Source organism: Streptomyces sp. V4I2, from assembly GCF_030817655.1.
Classification (GTDB): Bacteria; Actinomycetota; Actinomycetes; order Streptomycetales; family Streptomycetaceae; genus Streptomyces; species Streptomyces plumbiresistens.
This window is the reverse complement of the sequence record NZ_JAUSZM010000003.1, coordinates 7,672,669-7,692,437: the sequence shown is the minus strand read 5'-3', so window position 1 is coordinate 7,692,437 and position 19,769 is coordinate 7,672,669. Positions and strand designations below refer to the sequence as shown.

Genomic DNA, 19,769 nt, shown 5'->3' with positions numbered 1-19,769 from the left:
AAGACGTCGATCGCTCTAGCCGTCGTGGGGGCTCTGGCGGTGGCCGGAGTGGTGGTCTGGCAGGTCTGGCCGTCCGAGGAGCCCGCCGTCGCGGTGCCGGCGCGGGTGTGCGACGACGCGCTGCCGGGAGCGGTGGTGAAGGAACTCTTTCCGGAAAAGGGAGAACCCTTTAATCAATGGAGTTCCGGTGTCTTCAATCCTCAGGAGCCTTATCGCAAACAGGCACCCGGAACCTGCAAACTGTACGGCGGCGGGAAGGCGATAACGATCAACCACTCCTTCTACCTCCAGTCGGAATACAGCATGGATGACGCGGTTCGCGGCGCGAAGCAGGAGGGTCTCACTCGGGTCACTCTCGGTAAGGCCGTGGGGTATTACAAGGGGGACACCGTTTTCCTCTTTGCTGATTGCTCCTCCAAAGCAGCAGAAACCGAGGCGCTGGTGGAGGTGGACGTGACGTTCGAGAAGACGACGGACCGAACCGTCATCCAGAACATGGCTTCGCTTGCGGCGGACACCCTTCGGCTCGAGACCCGTGAACTCTGGACCTGCGACAGCGCGGACGACCTGCCGAACGGTAGCCCGCAAGTCGGCTGAGCCGTCACCGCCAGACAGTTGTTGCCGTCTGCGCATGAATCGCTCCGGATGTCGCCGGGGGCACGCCGTCTCTCCTCCCGCGCCCCCGGCGGCTCTCAGCCGCCAGGAAAGCTCGTTCGAGGCGATGGAGACATCAGCGCACTGGCCGATCGGTAGGCAACGCGACGGGCGGGCAGTGGGATGACGGTCTGGGCCGACATCGTTCTCACGTCGCTGCCCGGCGGGAAAGTGAAGGGCCTCCTGCCTGAGCACGGTGAGAAGTTCCAGTAGAAGAACGCCTACTACTTCACCTCCGCCGGACACCGCCAAGGAGCCATGCAGGACTGGGGACTTGGGCATTGTCTGCTGACCGACGGAGGGACGATCGTTGAGGTCGAGTACCGACTGCTCCATGGGGGCGACTACACGCGCGACGACGTCGAGCGCGATGCCAAAAGTCCGGCAGTACGCCGCTCACGCTCGGGGATGCGGTGGGATACCTGGATGGTCCCGGGGCCCACCTTTTCGTCGACGGCCCGGTCCGTGCGGGCGGCGACGAGCTCCTGGATGTGTCGGTCGGTGTGGGCGGAGGCGGTGCGGACATGAAGGATTCCGCCGTGCGCGCGAGCGCGGCCGACCCGCCGCCGACACCGCCCGACACGCTGCCCAGGACATCCGGCACTGTGTCGACGCCGAGAGCCTGCCGGGCGGCGCGCCGAGCATCGGGGGAGACAGAACCGCCCGTACGCGGAACGAGCCGTGCGCGGGTGGAGCGAGCCGGTACCAGTGGAAGAAGTGCCGCATCCCCAGAAAGTAGATCGTCCCGCTCGCCTTCTTCGCGGCCCTCACTACCCTTCAGTGCTCGCCGCTCTCGGCACCGGTGCTATGTGAAGCGGCAGATCAGGGTCGTCCAGCGGTGTTCCCGAGGGATGGCGGGCGCAGCCGGCGTATGTGGTGACCTGGAGGCGGTGCGCTGGTCTGCCTCGAAGTCTCACTATCTGCGGGCAATGCCTTCGACGAACGTGGCAAAGGCATCGGCCGAGATGGTGAGCGTGTCCCCTTGGGGAACTTTGGAGTCGCGTAGGGCCACTCGGGTTCGGAGGTCGGCGACCTCGACGCATTCGTTCCCCTCGCCGCCGCTGTAGCTGCTCTTGCGCCACCTTGCAGTTGAAGACTCAGCAGTAGGGGGCGCTATGTCGGTCATGAGGACAGCTCCTGTCGAGCTCTGGTGATGAGTCGGGATGAGGCGGTGGTGTCCAGGGCCTGTGAACGAAGGTAGTCGAAGGTCAACTTGTAGGCACCCACGTCCTCTGCGTCATCGAGGTACAGCCCACGGCGACGCATCTCGATGTACATGACCGCCATGGAGTTGAGAGGCTCTCGCTCGTCGTCCCGACCGAGGAGCACGAAGTGCCCGGCCCCTGCAGCGTGGGCGCCCGCACTGAACGGCAGGATCTGGAGATCGATGTTGGGGCTCTTGGCGACCTCCTGGAGGTGCTTGAGCTGCCCGTCCATGGTCTCGGTGTCCCCGACTGTCCTGCGAAGGACAGCTTCATCCAGAACCACCCACAGATGCAGAGCGGGGTCCCGCCGCAGGATGCTCTGACGCTGGATGCGTGCTTCCACCATCCGCTCGATCTCCTCGTTCGAGCTGCGTACTTCGCGAGCCTGATGAATCGCGAGGGCGTACTCGCTCGTCTGAAGCAGGCCGGGGATGACCGAGTTGGCGAATACGTGCTCGTACGCTGCCGCGTATTCGAAGGAGACGAGAGGGTCCAGCCACTCCGGCACCGCGCTGTTGCCGACCCACCAGCCGTCGGCCTGCGACTTGGCGATGGCCACCAGAGCTTCACGCTCCTGCGGTGTCGCCTCGCAGGCATCTGCCAGGGCCTTGACCGTGGCCCATCGAATGCGGGCACGGTCCTGCCACGCTTCGTAGCGGCTGACGGTTGTGGTGCTGACACCCGCCCTCTCGGCTACTTGAGTCTGGGTCAGCCTGCCTCGTTCCCGCAGTGAGATCAGCCCTCGCGCAATCTGCATGCGTCCGGCCGGCCCCGTGTGTGTTGCGGTCATGTCCCTGGTCCCTTCCTGAGGCGGAGCCAGCCGTTTCCGACTGCTGTGCGACCCAACGGGCTGACTTTATGGGCCCCTTGAGCACTTCGGACGTGGGTCCGAAGTCCGTCACCCACATTAGTGAACTCCCTTCAGGGGAGTGCCTGCTATGGGATTCCCATGACAGGCTTCCCTCAACTTCGAACGAGCCCTGAGGAGTTGTGGACGTGATCAAGTACTTGGAGTGCATGGCGAGTTGGTTGTGGCGAATCGCCGCTGTCTGTCGGCGGCACCGGGCTGATCGGCTGGCGGTGGTGCGGTTTCCGCCCACCCCGCCGTGTGAGCGACTCAAGCAGCTTCAGTCCGATCCAGCTCCTACCGTCCGCGCCTGGCACACCCCCATCGACGGCGCCTCCACCCCCCTCGTCCGCCCCTACCTCGCCGCACACGAACGCGAGGAAGAGGCTCGTCTCCAGCGCCTAGGCCGCGACACGCTCTGGTGTACCGCGTACGGCGTGGACCTTGATGTCCGTGACATCCACGCCGTGCTGGGAGCTGCGGCATGAGCCAGGAGGCGGACCGCGTACGGCTACTGCCCTGGACCGGTGCGCACGGGAAGCCCTGTCTCCTCCTCACGGACGGAGAGGGTGGGGTCGCCTCACGGTTGGCCGACCGGATCGAGGGCGTGCAACTCGGGCTCGCGCAGCGGCTTCTGGGGCGGGCGCGGGACGGGCTCTCGGCACCTGGGCCGAGGGGTGGTTCCGGGGAATTCGCTGGCCTGGCAGGTCAGTTGGCGGACGCGCTCCAGGACGTGCTGCTCATCGCCGTCTCCCGGGGCACCCGGCTTGGCCGGGAGCGGTGGACCGGAGGGAATGGACAGGCTCTTGCGGCATCGTCGGCAACCGTTCTTCACGACGCCCTGGCGCACACCCCGGCCGACCCCCGGGGCTTCGGCCTGCTCACTCTCCCTGGCCGCGACCTCACCTGCGCGAGCGCCGCCCGGCGCTACGTACGCGACATGGCCGGGGCATGGGGACTGCCATCCAGTACGACGGATGATCTGGAAACGATCACCGGAGAGCTGGTCGCCAACGCCCTGGAGCACACCGACAGCCGCACCATCACGGTCACGTGTGCCACTTTTGGGCGGACTGTCACAGTCAGCGTCACCGACCAGGGTGCGGGGCACCCGTCGGCGTCGTCCCCCACGCCGGCAGGGCCTCCGAGCCCGGAGCAGGAACACGGTCGCGGGCTGCTGATCACCGAAGCGCTGGCCAACCGGTGGGGAACACGACGGGCGGGCAGCGGGCTGACGGTCTGGGCCGACATCGTTCTCACGTCTTCGGAGCCTGCCGGATGAGCCGGATGGCTTCGCCGGCACCTCGGAACCGGCGTCCGAGCCGGCGGCATCGCCAGCTCGCCGTGCTCTTCGCAGGGGGCGGGCGCGGCCTCGCCTCGCCGGTGCGCTGGGTCGGTTGGCGGCTTCCGGCCGGTGGATTGGTGCGCGTCGGCGGGGCGGTGGGACGCCGGGCGGGTTATGCGGTTTGCGGGCCGTGGGCTGGGGATGGGCAGTGCCGTTCAATCGGCGGGCGGCGAGTGCGCAGGTCGGTGCGGGGAAGGGCGGAGCAATTGGAAGATTTGGGCCACTCCCGCGCCACCCCGGACCCGACCACCTGCATGTTTGTGATCTGCTGCTGGCCCAAATCGGCCAATTACTCCGCCGCTGCCGGTTGCGCGCGCCGTCGCGGATGAAGTAGAGGGCTGGCATATGGACTGGCATGCAGGTCAGGAGGCGAAAATCGAGTTCGCCGAAGCGTCGCCGGGTGCGAACGGCCCGCACCTACGCGCAGGGTGGGCACCTCCCGTGCGTGCCCACCCCTTCCTGCCGATCCGGTCAGCTCACTGGAAGTAGCTGGCCGCCTTGAGGTCGCCGCCTCGGTAGTCACCGCTGGCCAGGGTGACCTTCTGGCCGATGCTGACCAGCGCCGTGTGGATGGCGGCTGCGTCGGCGTCCCACTCCTTCATCTTCTGGCCGAACGCGTTCGCGGCTTCGCCTTCCCAGCCGGCGGCGGCACGGAGGACGGCCGACTTCAGGGCCTGGATGTCCTCTTCGAGCTTCCTGGCCTGGTTTCCGAGCTCAGTGGTGATCGCGTCGAGACCGCCGTACTTCACAGCCATCTCGTCGTTGTGGACGTTAACCATGGTTCCTCATCTCTTCATTGGCTTGTTGTGGGCCGCGACGGCCGAGGACACGCCAGAGGTATCGCTCAGTAGCTGCTGAGGGCCGAGTGCGACCCGCCGTGCTGGATGTCAATGCCCTGCATGGAAGCGCGCACCGCATCCTCGTTCGTGTTCGTGAGTTTGCGGGTCTCGTTGATGTTGTCCAGGAACCACGTGAGCAGCGCGCCGATGTGCTTGACGCGCTCGTTGATCTCAACCTGCTTGGTGTTGAAGGCATTGGCGCCGACGCCTCGCCAGTTCGCCTCCATGGTGTCCAGGGTTCCCTGGAGCTTGCTGAGCTGGCCCCGGATCGATTCGTACCCCTGGACCATTTCCTTTTCGAGCTTGATTACTTCGCCGTCGCTGAGCTTCTGCCCATCTGCCATTTCGGACTTCCCTTCGTGAACCGTCTTGAGGGCTTGGTTAGTTACGCATCACCGTGTGGTGAGGCGCTGGTACGGGAGTTGTTGCCGGTTCGGCTGCCCGCGGATCCATGCGGATCCGTGTGCCGCTGGTCAGGCGGTTCGCCGCTTGCGCAGTGCCACGAAGGCGCCGGCGCCGACGACCACGACGCCGGCCGCGCCGAGGATGACCCACAACTGGGTGTTGCCGTCAGAGGAGTTAGAGCTTGATGCTGCCGCCGAAGTATCCCCGCCCGAAGTGTCGTTCGGGGCTTGTGACGACGCTGAGGAGGGAGCGGAGGGAGAGGGGGAGGGGGAGGCTCCAGTGACGCCAGCCCCGTTCTCGTAGCTGAGCGGATCCGTGTTGGCGGGGTTGATACTGCTGTTTTCCAGCACCCTGCGAGGGCGGACCAATCCGTAGCCGAGATAGTTGCTTGGCTGGTCCTTCGGCCAGTCCCGGGCGGCTGTGTCGATCAAAGTGCCGAGAACCTGGTTGGCCGTCCAGTTGGGGTGGGCTGACCAGATGAGGGCGGCGGAGGCGGAGGTGATGGCGGTGGCCATACTTGTTCCTACTCCGTCGGGGCAGTACGCGCGAAATGTGGCGTCGCACCAGGTGGGCACTTTGAGGCCGGGAGCCGCTAGATCAACGTAGTTGCCGTGCTCCGAAAAGTCTCCGACTTTCCCCTTATCGTCCGCTGCGGCCACTCCGACGACATAGGGATAGGCAGCCGGATAGCCGATAAAGTTCTTTGATTCGGCGTCGTTGCCCGTGCCAGCGAACATCAGCTTGCCCTTGGATTGGGCGTACTTGACGGCGGCCTCCTCATCGGGGTTCATGATGTCACCGCCGAACGACATGCTCAGAATTTGGGCGTCGCTGTCAGCGGCCGCCTTGATCGCATCCGCGATTGATGGAGTGTTCTCTTTGTCGGTGCTGTTCGTCACACCTTTGGTCAGCACCCGATAGGGAACAATCTTCGCTCCAGGGGCCAGACCCTGCAGGCCGCCTCCGGCACCTGTACCGGCAATCAACTCCGCCATGCTGGTGCCGTGGCCGTCGTAGTCCTTGGTGGCGTTGTACGAGACCGCCTGCGACACCTCACCCTCGAGCACCTGTCCCTTCAGGGACGAGGTATCGGGATTCACACCGGTGTCCAGCACGGCAACCTTTACGCCTTTGCCAGTGCTGACCTTCCACATACCCTCCGCGTCCATCGCGTCCAAGTACCACTGCTTCGACTGGATATCGGCGGCCACTGCACTCGGAGCCAGCCCCGAAGACACGACGGCGAATGCGCCGAGTGCCGCGCACACGGCCGACACTCGTCGTCCGGCACGTCCTGCGAAAAGCGCAGTCAATCCGCCACGTGGGCTGGTCCCTGTCATGCCTGTGTAAATCCTCGCTCGTGTTCAGTCAGTCACTGGCGGCGCGTTACGCCGCTGCGGGTCGGGCTGACGTTCGCCCTCGCGGTCTTCATCATTCGCGTTCCGCCGATTCCCGCGCAGGCTGCGCGGGGCCTGCGCACTGCCTCCGGCCGCTCCACCGCTCCTCGCCGCAGGGGCTCGCCCCTGCGGCGTACCGACAACCCCGTCCGGATTGCCCCCGGCGGGTCGGGCAGTCTGCCCCGTACGGGCGCCGGCAGGAGTGGAGTTCGGTGCCCCGATGACTCCGCGCTGTCCGATCTTGCCAGCAGGTGTACGGGACGCGGTGTTGCCCTCGGCGCCGACGACCGTACCGCGCGACACCCTGGAACCGGTTGAAGCTGGCGTGGCACCGGTGGTGGGCCGTCCTCCGACAACTCCATTGCCGCGTGCCGCCCCTGAACTCGCGCCACCGGCACGGCCACTCGCCGGTCCCGCAATGGGACGTGGCGTACCACCGGAGACGCCTCGCCCCATGGGAGACGCGCCTCCGCCTCGGATTCCCGATTGTCCCGCAGCAGTGGCGCGCCCCATGGGGCCCGGCGTGCCACGCCCGCCGGCGGTGCCATTGGGAGTCGCTGTGCGGCCCTGAGCCGAGATCGGGGCCCTGTTGCCGTTCGCTCCGCCGAAGCCCGAGGTGCGGCCGGTCAACCCGCCCGGTCCAGGAGGAACCGTGCCGGAGGGGAATGGCGGGACCGTCCCTCCGTTCCCTCCGCTCGGACCAGGGCCCGTCGGCACGTTGGGCGCTGGCCTCATGGTCTCCTGGGGCGGGAGGGTTCCTACGCTGTCGATATTCGTGCCGACGTTCCCATCCGGGCGGATGGTGGGATCGTCCACATGCCTGAGCGGCGGTGTCGTGCCTTCCGAACGGGGATGCTTGGTTCCTGTGCCCGAATTATCATTTCCAGTCGCCAGGGACTCACGAGCGGCCCCAAGCCCCGCGCCACCTTGCACCTCACTGCCTTTGATCGGATCGCGATAGCTCGCATCCGGCTTAGGCACCCCCACATCCGGCATAGCCTCGAACGTAGGCGCCTCCTGCTTCGCCAGGTATCCCTCGGACACCTCGTAGAAGGAGGCCAGCCGGTTCATCTGGTTGATCGCCTCTTGGCGGTCCTTCTCGACCTTGACCGCCGCCGTGTACTCCTCGTTGCCGTCAACCTGCTTCGGCGTCGGGATGTCCTCCACCGGCGTGCGGACGAGCCGGGTGTCGCGGGGCGGCATGGCGCTGCGGACCGACGCGAGGCCCGTGGCCGCTGCCGTGATCTGGGTACCGGCGGCTTCGGCGAAGGTTGCGAGCTCAAGAGCATGCTTGACGAGGTTGCCGCCCCAGGTGTGGAAGGCCGTGGCGGACTCGCCCTCCCACTCAACCCTCCCAATATGGTCCTTGAGCTCGTTGGCGGCCGTTTCGATGGCGTCCTTGGCGTCCCACAGAGCCTTGCCCGCGGTCTCCAGATCCTCCGGTTTCGCCGACTCGACCAGGTCGATCATGGCGTTCAGGTCGTGGCCTTCGAAGTCCGTCTTGCCAAAGACGCGGGGGACAGCACCGCCGAAGGGAAGGGTCCTGACGAACGCCGTCCCCTGATTGATCAAGTCGATGGCACTGAGCTGCGCTGAGGCGTCTTCCTTCTCCGCCTGGTGCGGATCCTGGTGCTTCTGCTCGTCGCTCATTTGTACAGGCCCTCTTCGTCCCCGTCTGCCTGCTGGTTGTCAGAGCGCCGTGGCGCGCTCTCTCCACGCTCCGCGGCCTTCATCTCCCGCTTCGCTTCCTCTTCCTGCCGCCCGATTTCGGTCTGGATCTCCCAGAACCGTCGCCGCTGCTCCTCTTCGAGGTTGTTGAAGTCTCCGCGCGCGCCGGTCACGGCGATCTGGAGCGCCTCGATCTGCAGGCCCAGGTTCTTGGAGAGCGCGGTCAGCCGCTCGTGGACGCGCTCGTACTGCGCGTGGAGCCCCGTAGCCTCGGCGAAGCGGCCTGCGCCCTTGAACGACGCCTCGGAGAGGCGGTGCGCCCCGACCTTCTGCGCACTGCCTTGAGACTCCTCGAAGTTGGAGAGCGCGGTGTCCACACGCTTCTTGAACTCTCCGAGCGACTCCAGAGTGACCTTGAGAGCCTGGCGCTCCGCAGCAGGCACGATGCCTTCCTTCCCCGTTCCCCGTTGGTGAAGCTGTCGAGCGGTGCACAGGCGGTGGCCTGATCAACACACTCGATAACTACTGTAGTCATTGTGTAAATCGCGGCCAACTGAACTTTGTGTTAGGTGAGTTACGAAGTTGTCGAGGCACCGTCAGGAAGCCCGCCCCGAACTTCCCTGAATCGACTGAAACTTGGACAGAGCGACCCCGTTTCGCCGCGCTCGTCCGAGAACCAGAGCCGTTCCGAGAGGTCGCCTGCCACACGTGGCTCAATCTTTGCGATGCCAAAACGCGCCCGGACCTCATCCACCCTGCTACGCACGCCTGATCACCAGGATTGGAGCCCCCGTGACCATGGCCCGCTTGTCCGCAGCGACTTGGAGCCTCTCGGCCGTGGCAGCCGGCATGCTGCTCGTCGGCTGCTCGGGCTCGGTCACTGTCGGAACGTCCATGCCGAAGATGTCTTCCGACAAACTGGCCACCACCCTCGCCGAAAAGCTCGCCGCCACAACGGGCCGCCGCCTGCCGGACATCACGTGCCCCGAGGACCTCGCCGGGAAGGTCGGTACCACCACCCGTTGCACGCTCACAGCGGACGACGGCAGCACCTTGGGCGTGACGGTCAAGGTGACCGCTGTCGAAGAAGACCAGATCGACTTCGACTTCGAGGCCGACGGCACGGCTTCCCCGGCTCCGAACTGACAACGGAGCTTGACGACAACTCATCGCCCGGTTCGGTCACTCACGCGTCCCCCGTCTCCCGGGGCCCGTACTCCGCCCGCGGCGCACTGAGCCGATCGGCGACCAACGCCAGCCAGCCACCCGGCGAGTACGGGGTCGGCGGATCGACCTCCATGCCCAACTCCGCGACGGCCAAGGCGTAGTCGGACTCGTCGAGGTCCAGCGCGAGCAGTTCGTGCAGCTCGCCGACGAGCCGAGCCGCGAGCAACAGGTCGGTCGAGGACCGGTAGTCGTCGACCGCCGCGTCATGGTCGTCGAACTCGTCCGGCATGTCCTGCGAGAACCAGCCACCCAGAAACTGGCCGAGCTCGGGGAAGCGGGCATGCCACTCCCAGTGGGTAGCGGGGGTGGCCGTGGGCGGGACCTCGCCCTCCTCGATGCTGTGCTTGATGTGGTCCGCGAGGCAGTACAGCCACTGCTGGATCTCGCCTTCGGGCAGCCCGACGTCAGGGATCGGGTAGAACTCGCCCAGGCGCAGCCGGAGTCGGCCGGGCGGATGGTCGGCGTACTCGCGCAGTTGCCGCTCGGCGACAGCCAGGGCCCACGGGCGGCTGTGCCAGGTCTGCCGCAGGTACGCGGTCAGGGCCGCGCCGGGCTTGTCCGCGGTGTCGTCCGCCGGCTGACCGGCGTAGGCACGCATCACCTGGTCCAGCTCGCCGTAGCGGCGGTCGTGTTCGAGGGGGCTCAGGGGCACGGTCGGCCAACTGCTTTCACAAGTAGACGGGGAAACTGGCGTGCACCGCGAACCCGTGCGCGGCGGACGGCTCGCGGCGCAGCACGACCCGGGCGGCCCGTGCCTCGATGGAGCCGCGGCCCGCCAGCATCATCGCCTGGAGGAGCACCCGCCCGACGGGCTCCTCGCGGGACGGCCACGCCGCCTCGATTGTCAGCCGCTGGCGGGTGGACTGCGCCAGCCAACGGTGGACGACCTGTTCGTTGACGGTGACCACGCGCTGGGTCGCCCACTGGGCGGTCGCGCGGTCGGGGTAGGTGGCGGTACGGGTGCGCAAGGGGCTACTCCATCGCGGGCAGTACGGAGGATCGGGGCAGCACGGCGGATCTCATCACATCAGCGGAATGACCAGACCATCCCGACTTCCGTCTCCGACACGAGTACCAAGCCGAAGTCGAAGGTGCGAACGGAAAAGGGGTACCACCGAGAAACTCGCTGGTAGTAGTCGCGGGTATCGCTACCGTGCCCGGTGTTTGCATAGAAGTGCGAGCCTTCGGGGAAGCGCGACAGGATGACACGGGCCTTCGTTTCAAGGGCGTCCCTGCGCTCCTCGAAATCCGGTTCCTTTGTGACATCGATCCAGGGCGTGGAAAGGGCCACGAGGAACCGTACGGCCTGAGAACGCGGGATCTCATGCAGGTAGGGCTTCCAGGCGTCCGCCGTCGCGACGGCCTCCGGAGGCATGACGAAGGGGTAGGACGGTTCGTCGAGCCTTTCGAGTTCGCCCTCCCACATGTCCACCGTGCGCCAGCCGCGGGTGTCGCGGGTGTCACCGCGCATCAAGGTGGACAGGTCGAGCACCCAGTTCTCGTGCTCCCTGCTCGTCGCCTTGGCAATGGTCGCCCGACGCTCGTACATGTCGATCGCTTCGGACCACGAACGCTCGTCGAGTCCGGCCATCGCTGTCTCCTCACTCATCATTGGGGCATGGATGTCAGGACCACGAACGGCGGGTCCAGGTTCGGTTCGTACTTGAGCACGGTCAGAACACCGTGAGCGTCCTGTGGTGGCGTCGCCCGATCGTTCACCACCGGCGCCGTACGCCCCGTCACTGCCGGAGTCCCCAGAGGTCCCGAAGGCACCGCACCCACGGAGAATTCCTGCTTCTCACCTGGCACCGGAGGCGGCGGACCTTGAATCCACTTGTCGATTTCTGCCGTATTGGTCCGGACATTATGCTGAGTGTAATACTGCGCCGAATCCAGATCGGTGAAGGAGGAGGCCGCGGGAATATCGACCTTGCCCGCCCCGGTCGCCTCGTCCCGCAACCGCTGAGTCAGCTGCGCATCCGTCAGCCCGACATGCCTGTCAATGCTGTGCCCACCGTACAGTTCCTCCTCGGTGGCCAGATCGATGGAGTATTTGTAGGGGATCTGGCTCTCCGTACGCTGCCAGATGTGTTCCTTCTTGAAGTCGTTCAGGGAGCGCGCACCGTACGCCTCGGCGCGCGCCGCCTCCGCGCGGAACGTGGGCACACTGAGCAGTGCCTCGTCCAGTTCGATCTCCAGCGTCTTCAGCTTGGTGGCGGCGTCACTGAAGGCCTGGTGGTACTTCTCGACGGCCGCGTCGGCGGCCGCCTTGTCCATGTGTGAGCGGAACGTCAGCACGATCTCGCCGAACGCCATGGTCGCCGCGAGCCGGGTCAACTCGAAGAGGTCAAGGCCCGTGGTCAGGTCCTTGACCGTCGCCTTCGCGGCCTCCTGGCCGAGCCGGGTGGTCGTCTCCGCGGTCTTGATGCGCACCTCGGCCAGATGGTCGAGGGTCTCCTGCACGGTGGTCGCGGTCTGGCGGAGGATCTCGATGATGGGCCGCTGCTTCGCGGGCACGACGCTGCGGTTCGTCTTCCAACTGCGGCCCATGGAGGCCCGGTTGCCCTGGGCGTCGTAAGTCCTGCCCCATTCGGTGGTGCCCCAGATGGTCTGGCAGAACGCCTTCATCGCGCCCTGCCACTCGTCGTTGCCCTTGTTGTTGGTGATGAACTTGATGGCGCTGTTGAAGTTGTCCGACGCCGCCTTGGCGTCCTTCTCGACCGCGCGCCAGGCCGTGGCCATGCCCTTGAGCTCCTCGTCCCTGGCTCCCGGCGTGATCTCGTGCATCTTGCCGAGTCTGAGGCCGTGCTCGATCGCGGGCCGGATGACGTCGGCGAGGAAGTCGGGGACCTCGCCCAGGATTCCAGAAATGTCCCAGGAATCCGCGTCCTCTCCGGTGCCGGACCACTTGATGTCGTTGACCGGGCCGTACTTGGGCACGTTGTCGATGACGGCAGGCGGCGGTTTCTCGACGGGCGGCGGACCGTACATCCTGCGGGCCTGCCAATCGGCCTGCGTGTACTTGTTGGCCGTGTCCGTCAGGCCGACGGCGACCCCGCCCACACTGACCACGCTCTTCGCCCAGAGCTCCAGGAACCTCTCGTTCACCGACTTGTACGCCGCTGCGAAGGCATCCGCGCCCCAGCCGGTTCCCGCCGACTGGCTGTACTCGTTCAGCACGTCGACGAGTGCCCTGGCGCCCTTGTTGTAGTCGAACTGCCCGTCACGCACCACGAGCGCGGTGTAGTGCACGTGCTGCGGCTGTAGGTCGAATCCGCCGCCACTCGTCCTGGGCGAACGGGTTCGGGCGTCCGACCGCTCCTGTGCGCGTTCCTCGTCCGTGGGCAGCCGCTCGGCCATCAAGCAGCTCCCCAGCCCCGCAGCACCGCGAGGTGCGCGGCCGTGTAGCCGCTGTGGCCGCTGGTCACGACCTCGTGCAGCCACTTCTGGGCCGCCTGCAGATCCTGGGCGGAGCGGTCCCACTCGTCGAGTTTGTCGACGAAGACGTCGCGGGCCTCGCCCTGCCACGACAGCACGACGGGCACGACCTGGTCGTAGAGGTCGTCCAGCTTGCCGTTGAGCTGCTTGAGGATGTCCTCCAGGTCGGCGGCCAGCTCGGTGAGGGCGTCGAAGGAAACGGATATGTCCTCGTCGGGTGCGGAGCCGGTCGACATGATCCCCCTGTGTTCGTATCGGCAACTGCGGTTCTGAAAGGGCTACAGGTCGTCGAGACTGCTGCGCGGCGCCGATACCGGCGCGTCGGTGTTCGGCGTCGACAGTCTGTCCACCTCGCTCCCGACGTCCACCTGGATCTGCCGCATCTGCGCCAGCACGTCGAGGTCGTCCTGGGAGAAGCCGTCCCGGCTCAGCCGTACCGCCTCCTCCAGCAGCTTCATCACTTCACGGATGCGTACGGCGTCATCAGCAGCCGCTCGGTGGAAGTCGCGGTACACGGAGGCCGCCGGCCCGCGCCACCCCGCCTCGATGCGGTCCACGACCGCGTCCATGCGTTTGACCTGCTTGTCCAGGTGGTCCTGCATGTCGTCCAGGTCACCCGCGAGCTTGGTCAGAGCTTGGGAAGACACCCGGAGGTTCTTGCCACTGCCGCCCTGCGCCGAACCTGCTCCGTTCACACCCATACCCGTACCTCTGCCCCCGTCACTTCGGCATCACGAGTCTCCTGCTTCCGACAATCGTACGATTGTCGGAATCGGTGGGTGGGCCCCAACTGCACTTCACGGGCACGGAGATGCCCAGTCGCCTACTCCGCCCCCACGACCCGTCGCGCCCGCCTGCGCGCATCCCGGATCGCCACAGCCGTACCGCCGAGTCCGGCCACGAGTACCACCGCGCCCACGGAGACGTACGTGGCGAGGCGGGCGTTCCGTTCCGCAGCCGTTTCGCCGATCTGGAACTTGGCCGGTGTGGGGGCTTCCGGTTTGCTGAGGCCCTCTTGGGGGTTGGGGGACTCCAGCGGTTCGTTGTCCTCCGTGAGAGCGCGTACGGGGTCCACGACGCCCCAGCCGACCAGGCGGTCGTGGCCCGCGATGGTGCGTTCCGCGGTCTGTTCGATCTGGGCGACGATCTGCTGAGCCGTCCACCTCGGGTGCTTGGCCTTGATCAGCGCCGCGACACCCGCGACGTATGGCGCGGAGAAGCTCGTACCGCTGTCGGAACAGTGGCCGCCCTTGGGGACGGTGGAGATCATGTCGACGCCGGGGGCGGCCACGCCGACGAACTCGCCGGACTGGGAGAAGGAGGCGCGTTCGTTGTTGCGGTCCGAGGAGGCGACCGCGAGGACGCCCTTGTAGGACGCGGGGTAGGTCTCCTTGACGTTGCCGCCGAGGCCGTCGTTACCGGCCGAGGCCACCACGACGATCTTCTGGGACAGGGCCTCGTTGATCGCCAACTCCAGGTCGGAGGACGGCTTCACCGCGTTGGACGTGTCCTGGGAGATGTTGATGACGCCTGCCCCGGCCGTGATGGCGTAACGGATCGCGTCGGCCAGGGTCTCGGTAGTGCCGTGGCCCTCCGCGTCGTTCTGCTGGATGGGGATGATCGTCGCCTCGGGGGCCAGGCCCACGAAGCCGGTGCCCTCGACGGGGCGGGCCGCGATGATGCCGGCGACCTTGGTGCCGTGGCCGACGGTGTCCGTGGTGCCGTTCTCCTTGCCTCGCTCGAGCGGGTTGCCGTCGTCGTCCTTGAGGTTCTTCGGCAGGAGGTTGCGGCCGCTCTTCACGTCCACCGCGTCGGTGAGCTGAGGGTTCGTGACGTCCACCCCGGTGTCGATCACCGCTACCCGTACTCCCTTGCCCCTGGACTGGCTCCACAGTTCGTCCAGAAGGACGCGCTGCAGGGACCAAGGGCGGCCCGGGTACTTGCCGTTGGGGAAGGCGCACTGGTCCGAGTACGGGAGGTCGACCGCCGCCGCGGGGGGCGCGAAGAGGACGGGGGCAGTCGTGAGCAGGGTCGCGGCCGCCGCGGTCGTCAAGCGGCGGACGGAGGGCAGGTGTCGCATGTCCGCACCCCTCAGGAGCCCTGCGGCTGGCGTGCCGCCGTCGTCGACAGGCGTGGGCCCGTGGGCAGGAACTCCGACCAGGCTGCGGGGACCGGCGCGGGGTCCACGTCCTTGTAGCCGAGCCGGGTCTGGGCCTGCTCGGCCTCCTGCTGGGCCTGCTCGCGCTCCTTGGCCGTCGTGCCGATGCCGGCGTCGTCCGTGCCGCTGTCGGCGTTGGACTGGAGTACGTAGCGCAGGCCCGTGTCGGTGACGAGGAAGACGGGGCCGGCCTTGGTCTCCTTGCCCTGGAACTGGCGGTAGAGCTGGCCGGAGCCGGGCGTGACGTAGGCACTGGAGGAGCCGGTGGGGAGCTTGGCCGGGAAGTCGGTGCCCGCCCAGGTGCTCAGGGTGGTGGCGCCGGAGTCGCCGTTCACGCCGCGCAGGACGTTGCAGACGGTGCTGCGGCTGCCTGCCACGCCGGAGGCGTCGTTGACGGGCTGGGGGTCCTCGGTGGGCCAGACCTCCTCGGTGCCGAACGCCTTGCCCGGGACGATCGCACCGGGGCTCATCTCCTTGGCGTCACCGGCTTGGCCGAGGGTGGCCAGGTCCTCGCTGAACAGCAGGAGTTGGGCGACGAAGGCGGAGATGGGGGCGACCCGGCCGGGCAGCACCACGTAGTACTGGTCGCTGTTGAGGTCGGACGCCTTCAGCACCATGCCGACCCTGTTGGTCGTCTCGTCCAGCTGACCAGGGGCACCGGCCGCGGTACCCGGCTGGTCGGGAATCTCCGGGAAGGAGATCGCGTCACCGGTGTGCAGAGTGGCGAGCCACTCCTTGGACACCTTCTGGGGCTCCCGGCCGGAACCGACGACGGCACGCAGCAGCAGTTCGTCGGTCTTGTCGATGGGGTACGCCCGTCCGCCCGCGTCGACGACGTAACGGTTGCCGTTCGGGTCCGCGACGTAGAGGAGTTGACCGCCCGCGAGCTTCTCTCCCTTGCCCTCGGTCGCCTTCATGTCACGGGAGGCGAGGACCAGGGCCGCCTTCTGGATGGACTCACCGCCCGCGCTGGGGCGTTCGCAGACCACCCAGCGCTTGTCGCTGCCCGCCTCGGACGCCGAGGGCAGGCGGTCCGGTGCGTACGGGATGCCGATGGTCACGCCGTGCGGGATCTTGCCGTTGTCGAGGACGGACTCGGCGACGGTCACCACCTCGCCCTTGCCCTCGTTGAGGAGCAGCTTGGCGGACGCCATGTTGAGGACCGGATGCAGCTGGACCTGGGTGCCGGTCTTCAGGACGACGTAACGCGTGGTCGAGTCGCTGGCGATGATCACCTTGGCGTTGGGGGTGTTCCAGCCCTTGGGTGCGGTGGGCTTGAACATCCCCCATGCCCCAAAGACCGCGATGACGATCACGCCCACGATGATGCCGGGAAGTACCGACCGCAGCGGGCGGGGCGCCCCCTCCTCCGAACCGTCGGGCGACGACTGCAGGAAGGCCGCCAGCATGCGGCGCTTCGCGAAGGTGTAGGCATTGAGCTGATCGCGCCTGGATGCCATCTGTGCCTGTCTCTCCCCGTGTTCACATGGGCCGCGCTCGCCGGGGTGACATGGTCCCCCGCCTCCGATGTCAGAGCGGCCCCCTACTATGCCTGGTATCCGCGGGTACTTGTGGAGCGGGTAGGGTGCTCGGGCCTTCAAATGCCTTGTGCAGTGCTGAAATACCAGTGAGTTGTGAGCAAAACGGGGGGATGGAGTGATGGCTTCCGGAACACGCGCCCGGTCCCGCGGCCGATCGCGGTCACGGGGCTCGTCGGCGCCCGGACAGACACCGGCAACATCCCGGCAGACGCCGGTGCAGCGGCCGGCCTCGCCGGGCTCGCTCCACCTCAGGGTGCGTTCGGGTCAGGCCGGGGCATTCCGGTTGCAACGCGTCGTTCTGCTGGAGATCGCGCTCGCCGTCCTGCTCGTCGGGTGGGTGATCGGCACCGTCGCCCTGGTGGCCGCGGCCGTCGTCGCCGTCTGCCTGGTGCTGCTCGCCTTCCTGCGTCGCCGCGGCCGCTCCCTGCCCGAATGGCTGGGCATGGCAAGGGCGCTGCGCGCGCGACAGCGCCGGGCCGCGAGTACGCCGATACCGGAGGGCACGGAGCCGGGGCTCGCGCCGGCCGTGGAGTGCGACCCGACCCTGCGCACGAGTACGTACGCCGGCCGTGACCGCCGCTCCGTCGGCGTCATCGGCGACGGCACCTTCGTCACCGCCGTCCTCCAGGTCGAGGCCGACGCCACCGCCCTGCGCGCCGAGCGGAACCGGCAGCCGCTGCCGATCTCGCTGGTGTACGACGCCCTGGACGTCGACGACATCAGGCTGGAGTCGGCGCAGGTCGTCCTGCACACCCAGCCCGCGCCCGCGCTCCATCTGCCCCAGCAGTCGGTGGCCGTCGCCAACTACGCGCCGCTGCAGGAGCAGACGGGTGCGCCGGCCGTGCGGATCACGTGGATCGCGTTGAAGCTCGACCCGGAGCTGTGCCCGGAGGCGGTGGAGGCGCGCGGTGGTGGTCTCGTCGGCGCGCAGAAGTGTGTCGTACGGGCGGCCGATCACCTCGCGAGCCGGCTGACCGGGGCGGGATTCCGCGCCACCCTGCTCGACGAGGAGGAGCTGACCTCCGCCATCGCCACGTCGGCCTGTGCCAACCCGCTGGTGACGGCGGAGGCCGGACGGACGGACACGCGGGAGCGGCGGACCGAGGAGTCCAGCCGGAGCTGGCGCTGCGACAACCGCAGGCACACCACGTACTGGATCCGCCGGTGGCCGTCGCTGGGTGGTGAAAGAGCGCCCTCGCTGCCGCAGTTGGTCGCCCTGGTCACAGCAGTTCCGGCACTCGCCACCACCTTCAGTCTCACGCTCACGCGCGGGGAGCGGCAGGAGGTCTCCGTGTGCGGGCACCTGCGGGTGACCGGCCGCAGCGACGACGAACTCGTCGCCGCCAGACGGGCGGTGCAGGGCGCGGCCCGGCACACCGGCACCGGGCTCGCCCGCCTCGACCGGGAACAGGTCCCCGGCATGCTCGCCACAATGCCCCTCGGAGGTGTCCGGTGACGGCGATGACCACGCGCGCGGGACAGGCGGCGCAGACGGCCACCGGTCGCGGGGAACCCCGGCCCACCGCCCCGCAGCGGGCACGCGATCTGCTGCGCAGCGGCTTCGGGTTGATCGGCCCGCGCCATCCGCGGCACTCCCTGCCCGTGGAACAGCTGGACGCGCTCACACTGCCCATAGGCGACGACGGCGTGGTCATCGGCGTCGACGCGGACGGCCGGCCCGCGGTGCTGGGGCTCAACCGGCCGACGCCGTACGACGTCGTCCTCATCGGTGGTCTGTGGACCGCGCAGGTCATCGCGCTCCGGGCGGCGGCGACGGGCGCGCGGGTCGCCGTGGAGACGGGGCGGCCGCAGGCCTGGATGCAGATGGTGCACGCGATGGGCGGCGGGCAGAACGGTCTGGCGGTGTACGAGGTCGGGCGGGTGCCCCCGCAGGGCACCTCGGCCGGTACGCCGGTGCTGGTGGTGCGGGACTGCGGCATGCGCCCGCCGCGCGGTCGGGTCGTGTCCGGCCCCTGGCAGGCGGTGCTGACGCTGCTGCCGTATCTCAGCCCGGTGGCCCCGCGGCTGCTCAGACAGGCCCGGCTCGTCGGGGTGCAGCGCATCTCGCCGGACGAGGCCACGGAACTGGGCCGTACGATGGCGTTGCCCCGGGCGGAGATGGACGCGCTGCCCGGTCTCTCCGACGGGCTCACGCTCTGGTGCACCGATCGCGACCGGCAGTACGTGTTGACGCAGCCCACCGACGCCGAGATCGGATTGTTGGGTATGCCTCGAAGGATGGACTGAATCAGTCGTCACCTGACGCGAATTGACCATTCGAGGGCAATTGTTCCACTTTGCCGCGCACCGTCGTATCCGCTTTCGGGCGGTTTGTTCGCCGGAATTGGCGTTGTGCGCGGCACTTCAGGGACGGTTGTGATGCCGGAGGCAGGCCCGGAGGGATGGATGGGCCTGCCGAGGTGGGGCGCGTGGTGATTAGGCTGGTACCGGGCGCGACGCCAGAACCCCGTTGACCGGGCGTCGGCGCCCCAGGGGGAGCCGGTGGATCGGACGACCTCGAACGACCAAGGCCGACAAGTAATGGTCGCCCCGGCACGGCATGAGGGTGCTCGACCACACCAGGAGGAACTGTGAGCAGCGATCGGGACGGGATCCGCGGGGGCTGGGCCACACCCGACGATGACCAGCCCGACGCCGAGTCCGCCGTCGAGATGACGGGCGAGTTCACCATCGACTACGCGCCGCCCGCCTGGTACACGCAGAACTCGGGCGACACGGCGTCTGGACAGGGCGCGGCGGCCGGCGGGGCCTCTGGTACACCTACGCCCGCGGCCGTTCCGCCGCCGCCGGACAGCTCGTTCCCGCCGCCGGACAGCTCGTTCGCGCCGCCGGACAGCTCGTTCGCGCCGCCGGACAGCTCGTTCGCGCCGCCGGACAGCTCGTTCGCGCCGCCGCCTCCGGCCACGCCGGCGGCTGAGCCGATGTCCCCGCCGTCGCCTCCCGCAAGCGGCGGCTTCGAGCTGCAGCAGCCGCAGGGGCAGCCGGAGGGACCGGCTCAGGGGCAGGCGCAGGGGGGCCATGCGC

The 19,769-nt window shown here is 67.7% G+C and carries 21 protein-coding genes and 1 pseudogene; 6 read left to right on the top strand and 16 right to left on the bottom strand.

Going from position 1 to position 19,769, the window contains the following annotated elements; genetic code table 11:
- The first annotated feature begins 24 nt into the window (after positions 1 to 24).
- Entirely contained in the window at positions 25 to 597 is a 573-nt protein-coding gene (locus QFZ76_RS36300) for a hypothetical protein (protein WP_307677638.1), read from the top strand.
- Positions 598 to 1,570: 973 nt separating this feature from the next.
- Here QFZ76_RS36300 and QFZ76_RS36295 read toward each other — a convergent pair.
- Positions 1,571 to 1,780 carry a DUF397 domain-containing protein gene (locus tag QFZ76_RS36295; RefSeq protein WP_307677637.1) on the bottom strand — a complete coding sequence of 70 codons (210 nt, stop codon included), beginning with the start codon at positions 1,778 to 1,780 and terminating at the stop codon, positions 1,571 to 1,573.
- Positions 1,777 to 2,649 carry a helix-turn-helix transcriptional regulator gene (locus QFZ76_RS36290; protein WP_307677636.1) on the bottom strand — a complete coding sequence of 291 codons (873 nt, stop codon included), beginning with the start codon at positions 2,647 to 2,649 and terminating at the stop codon, positions 1,777 to 1,779. Before QFZ76_RS36290 ends, QFZ76_RS36295 begins: the two co-directional genes overlap by 4 nt.
- Positions 2,650 to 3,190: 541 nt before the next feature.
- Here QFZ76_RS36290 and QFZ76_RS36285 point away from each other — a divergent pair.
- A complete protein-coding gene (locus tag QFZ76_RS36285; RefSeq protein ID WP_307677635.1) occupies positions 3,191 to 3,988 on the top strand; it encodes an ATP-binding protein in 798 nt (265 codons plus the stop codon).
- 539 nt (positions 3,989 to 4,527) lie between these two features.
- Here the strand turns inward: QFZ76_RS36285 and QFZ76_RS36280 are convergent.
- The 5 genes from QFZ76_RS36280 to QFZ76_RS36260 form a co-directional block, all read right to left on the bottom strand.
- Complete coding sequence (locus tag QFZ76_RS36280; RefSeq protein WP_307677634.1) at positions 4,528 to 4,830, bottom strand: WXG100 family type VII secretion target; 303 nt, start codon at positions 4,828 to 4,830, stop codon at positions 4,528 to 4,530.
- A gap of 65 nt (positions 4,831 to 4,895) precedes the next feature.
- A complete protein-coding gene (locus tag QFZ76_RS36275) occupies positions 4,896 to 5,234 on the bottom strand; it encodes a WXG100 family type VII secretion target (protein WP_307677633.1) in 339 nt (112 codons plus the stop codon).
- Between the two features lie 129 nt (positions 5,235 to 5,363).
- Positions 5,364 to 6,635: a S8 family serine peptidase gene (locus tag QFZ76_RS36270; RefSeq protein WP_307677632.1), complete on the bottom strand. Its 1,272-nt coding sequence runs from the start codon at positions 6,633 to 6,635 to the stop codon at positions 5,364 to 5,366.
- Between the two features lie 24 nt (positions 6,636 to 6,659).
- Positions 6,660 to 8,342: a WXG100 family type VII secretion target gene (locus QFZ76_RS36265; RefSeq protein ID WP_307677631.1), complete on the bottom strand. Its 1,683-nt coding sequence runs from the start codon at positions 8,340 to 8,342 to the stop codon at positions 6,660 to 6,662.
- Positions 8,339 to 8,803 carry a hypothetical protein gene (locus QFZ76_RS36260; protein ID WP_307677630.1) on the bottom strand — a complete coding sequence of 155 codons (465 nt, stop codon included), beginning with the start codon at positions 8,801 to 8,803 and terminating at the stop codon, positions 8,339 to 8,341. Before QFZ76_RS36260 ends, QFZ76_RS36265 begins: the two co-directional genes overlap by 4 nt.
- A 355-nt stretch (positions 8,804 to 9,158) precedes the next feature.
- Here QFZ76_RS36260 and QFZ76_RS36255 point away from each other — a divergent pair, with 355 nt between their 5' ends.
- The gene (locus QFZ76_RS36255; RefSeq protein ID WP_307680229.1) at positions 9,159 to 9,506 is read left to right on the top strand and encodes a DUF4333 domain-containing protein; all 348 of its coding nucleotides are present in this window, start codon (positions 9,159 to 9,161) and stop codon (positions 9,504 to 9,506) included.
- Between the two features lie 40 nt (positions 9,507 to 9,546).
- Here the strand turns inward: QFZ76_RS36255 and QFZ76_RS36250 are convergent, their stop codons facing one another.
- The 8 genes from QFZ76_RS36250 to eccB form a co-directional block, all read right to left on the bottom strand.
- Positions 9,547 to 10,239, bottom strand: a complete 693-nt coding sequence (locus tag QFZ76_RS36250; RefSeq protein WP_307677629.1) for a contact-dependent growth inhibition system immunity protein — start codon at positions 10,237 to 10,239, stop codon at positions 9,547 to 9,549.
- 16 nt (positions 10,240 to 10,255) lie between these two features.
- A complete protein-coding gene (locus QFZ76_RS36245) occupies positions 10,256 to 10,555 on the bottom strand; it encodes an RNase A-like domain-containing protein (protein WP_307677628.1) in 300 nt (99 codons plus the stop codon).
- A 59-nt stretch (positions 10,556 to 10,614) separates the two neighbouring features.
- Positions 10,615 to 11,178 carry a hypothetical protein gene (locus QFZ76_RS36240; RefSeq protein WP_307677627.1) on the bottom strand — a complete coding sequence of 188 codons (564 nt, stop codon included), beginning with the start codon at positions 11,176 to 11,178 and terminating at the stop codon, positions 10,615 to 10,617.
- A 17-nt stretch (positions 11,179 to 11,195) separates the two neighbouring features.
- Positions 11,196 to 12,947 carry an RNase A-like domain-containing protein gene (locus tag QFZ76_RS36235; RefSeq protein WP_307677626.1) on the bottom strand — a complete coding sequence of 584 codons (1,752 nt, stop codon included), beginning with the start codon at positions 12,945 to 12,947 and terminating at the stop codon, positions 11,196 to 11,198.
- A complete protein-coding gene (locus tag QFZ76_RS36230) occupies positions 12,947 to 13,261 on the bottom strand; it encodes a WXG100 family type VII secretion target (RefSeq protein WP_307677625.1) in 315 nt (104 codons plus the stop codon). Before QFZ76_RS36230 ends, QFZ76_RS36235 begins: the two co-directional genes overlap by 1 nt.
- A 42-nt stretch (positions 13,262 to 13,303) precedes the next feature.
- Positions 13,304 to 13,726 carry a WXG100 family type VII secretion target gene (locus QFZ76_RS36225; protein WP_307677624.1) on the bottom strand — a complete coding sequence of 141 codons (423 nt, stop codon included), beginning with the start codon at positions 13,724 to 13,726 and terminating at the stop codon, positions 13,304 to 13,306.
- Between the two features lie 122 nt (positions 13,727 to 13,848).
- Positions 13,849 to 15,105, bottom strand: coding sequence for a type VII secretion-associated serine protease mycosin (gene mycP, locus QFZ76_RS36220; protein WP_307677623.1), 1,257 nt, complete (start codon positions 15,103 to 15,105; stop codon positions 13,849 to 13,851).
- An 11-nt stretch (positions 15,106 to 15,116) separates the two neighbouring features.
- Positions 15,117 to 16,643: a type VII secretion protein EccB gene (gene eccB, locus QFZ76_RS36215; protein ID WP_307677622.1), complete on the bottom strand. Its 1,527-nt coding sequence runs from the start codon at positions 16,641 to 16,643 to the stop codon at positions 15,117 to 15,119.
- A gap of 199 nt (positions 16,644 to 16,842) precedes the next feature.
- Here eccB and eccE point away from each other — a divergent pair, with 199 nt between their 5' ends.
- The 3 genes and pseudogenes from eccE to QFZ76_RS36200 all read left to right on the top strand — a co-directional run.
- Positions 16,843 to 18,180 carry a type VII secretion protein EccE gene (gene eccE, locus QFZ76_RS36210; protein ID WP_307677621.1) on the top strand — a complete coding sequence of 446 codons (1,338 nt, stop codon included), beginning with the start codon at positions 16,843 to 16,845 and terminating at the stop codon, positions 18,178 to 18,180.
- A gap of 5 nt (positions 18,181 to 18,185) precedes the next feature.
- A complete protein-coding gene (locus QFZ76_RS36205; protein WP_307677620.1) occupies positions 18,186 to 18,971 on the top strand; it encodes a hypothetical protein in 786 nt (261 codons plus the stop codon).
- Positions 18,972 to 19,315: 344 nt separating this feature from the next.
- Positions 19,316 to 19,396 (top strand): annotated as a pseudogene (locus tag QFZ76_RS36200) (SCO5717 family growth-regulating ATPase); the annotation flags it as partial.
- Positions 19,397 to 19,419: 23 nt separating this feature from the next.
- Here QFZ76_RS36200 and QFZ76_RS36195 read toward each other — a convergent pair.
- Complete coding sequence (locus QFZ76_RS36195) at positions 19,420 to 19,650, bottom strand: hypothetical protein (protein WP_307677619.1); 231 nt, start codon at positions 19,648 to 19,650, stop codon at positions 19,420 to 19,422.
- Positions 19,651 to 19,769: the final 119 nt, after the last annotated feature.

Coding starts and splice junctions, on each gene's coding strand:
- QFZ76_RS36295 (WP_307677637.1), bottom strand. CDS start 1,780: ATGACCGACATAGCGCCCCCTACTGCTGAGTCTTCAACTGCAAGGTGG.
- QFZ76_RS36290 (WP_307677636.1), bottom strand. CDS start 2,649: ATGACCGCAACACACACGGGGCCGGCCGGACGCATGCAGATTGCGCGA.
- QFZ76_RS36285 (WP_307677635.1), top strand. CDS start 3,191: ATGAGCCAGGAGGCGGACCGCGTACGGCTACTGCCCTGGACCGGTGCG.
- QFZ76_RS36280 (WP_307677634.1), bottom strand. CDS start 4,830: ATGGTTAACGTCCACAACGACGAGATGGCTGTGAAGTACGGCGGTCTC.
- QFZ76_RS36275 (WP_307677633.1), bottom strand. CDS start 5,234: ATGGCAGATGGGCAGAAGCTCAGCGACGGCGAAGTAATCAAGCTCGAA.
- QFZ76_RS36270 (WP_307677632.1), bottom strand. CDS start 6,635: ATGACAGGGACCAGCCCACGTGGCGGATTGACTGCGCTTTTCGCAGGA.
- QFZ76_RS36265 (WP_307677631.1), bottom strand. CDS start 8,342: ATGAGCGACGAGCAGAAGCACCAGGATCCGCACCAGGCGGAGAAGGAA.
- QFZ76_RS36255 (WP_307680229.1), top strand. CDS start 9,159: ATGGCCCGCTTGTCCGCAGCGACTTGGAGCCTCTCGGCCGTGGCAGCC.
- QFZ76_RS36240 (WP_307677627.1), bottom strand. CDS start 11,178: ATGGCCGGACTCGACGAGCGTTCGTGGTCCGAAGCGATCGACATGTAC.
- QFZ76_RS36235 (WP_307677626.1), bottom strand. CDS start 12,947: ATGGCCGAGCGGCTGCCCACGGACGAGGAACGCGCACAGGAGCGGTCG.
- QFZ76_RS36230 (WP_307677625.1), bottom strand. CDS start 13,261: ATGTCGACCGGCTCCGCACCCGACGAGGACATATCCGTTTCCTTCGAC.
- QFZ76_RS36225 (WP_307677624.1), bottom strand. CDS start 13,726: ATGGGTGTGAACGGAGCAGGTTCGGCGCAGGGCGGCAGTGGCAAGAAC.
- mycP (WP_307677623.1), bottom strand. CDS start 15,105: ATGCGACACCTGCCCTCCGTCCGCCGCTTGACGACCGCGGCGGCCGCG.
- eccB (WP_307677622.1), bottom strand. CDS start 16,643: ATGGCATCCAGGCGCGATCAGCTCAATGCCTACACCTTCGCGAAGCGC.
- eccE (WP_307677621.1), top strand. CDS start 16,843: ATGGCTTCCGGAACACGCGCCCGGTCCCGCGGCCGATCGCGGTCACGG.
- QFZ76_RS36205 (WP_307677620.1), top strand. CDS start 18,186: ATGACCACGCGCGCGGGACAGGCGGCGCAGACGGCCACCGGTCGCGGG.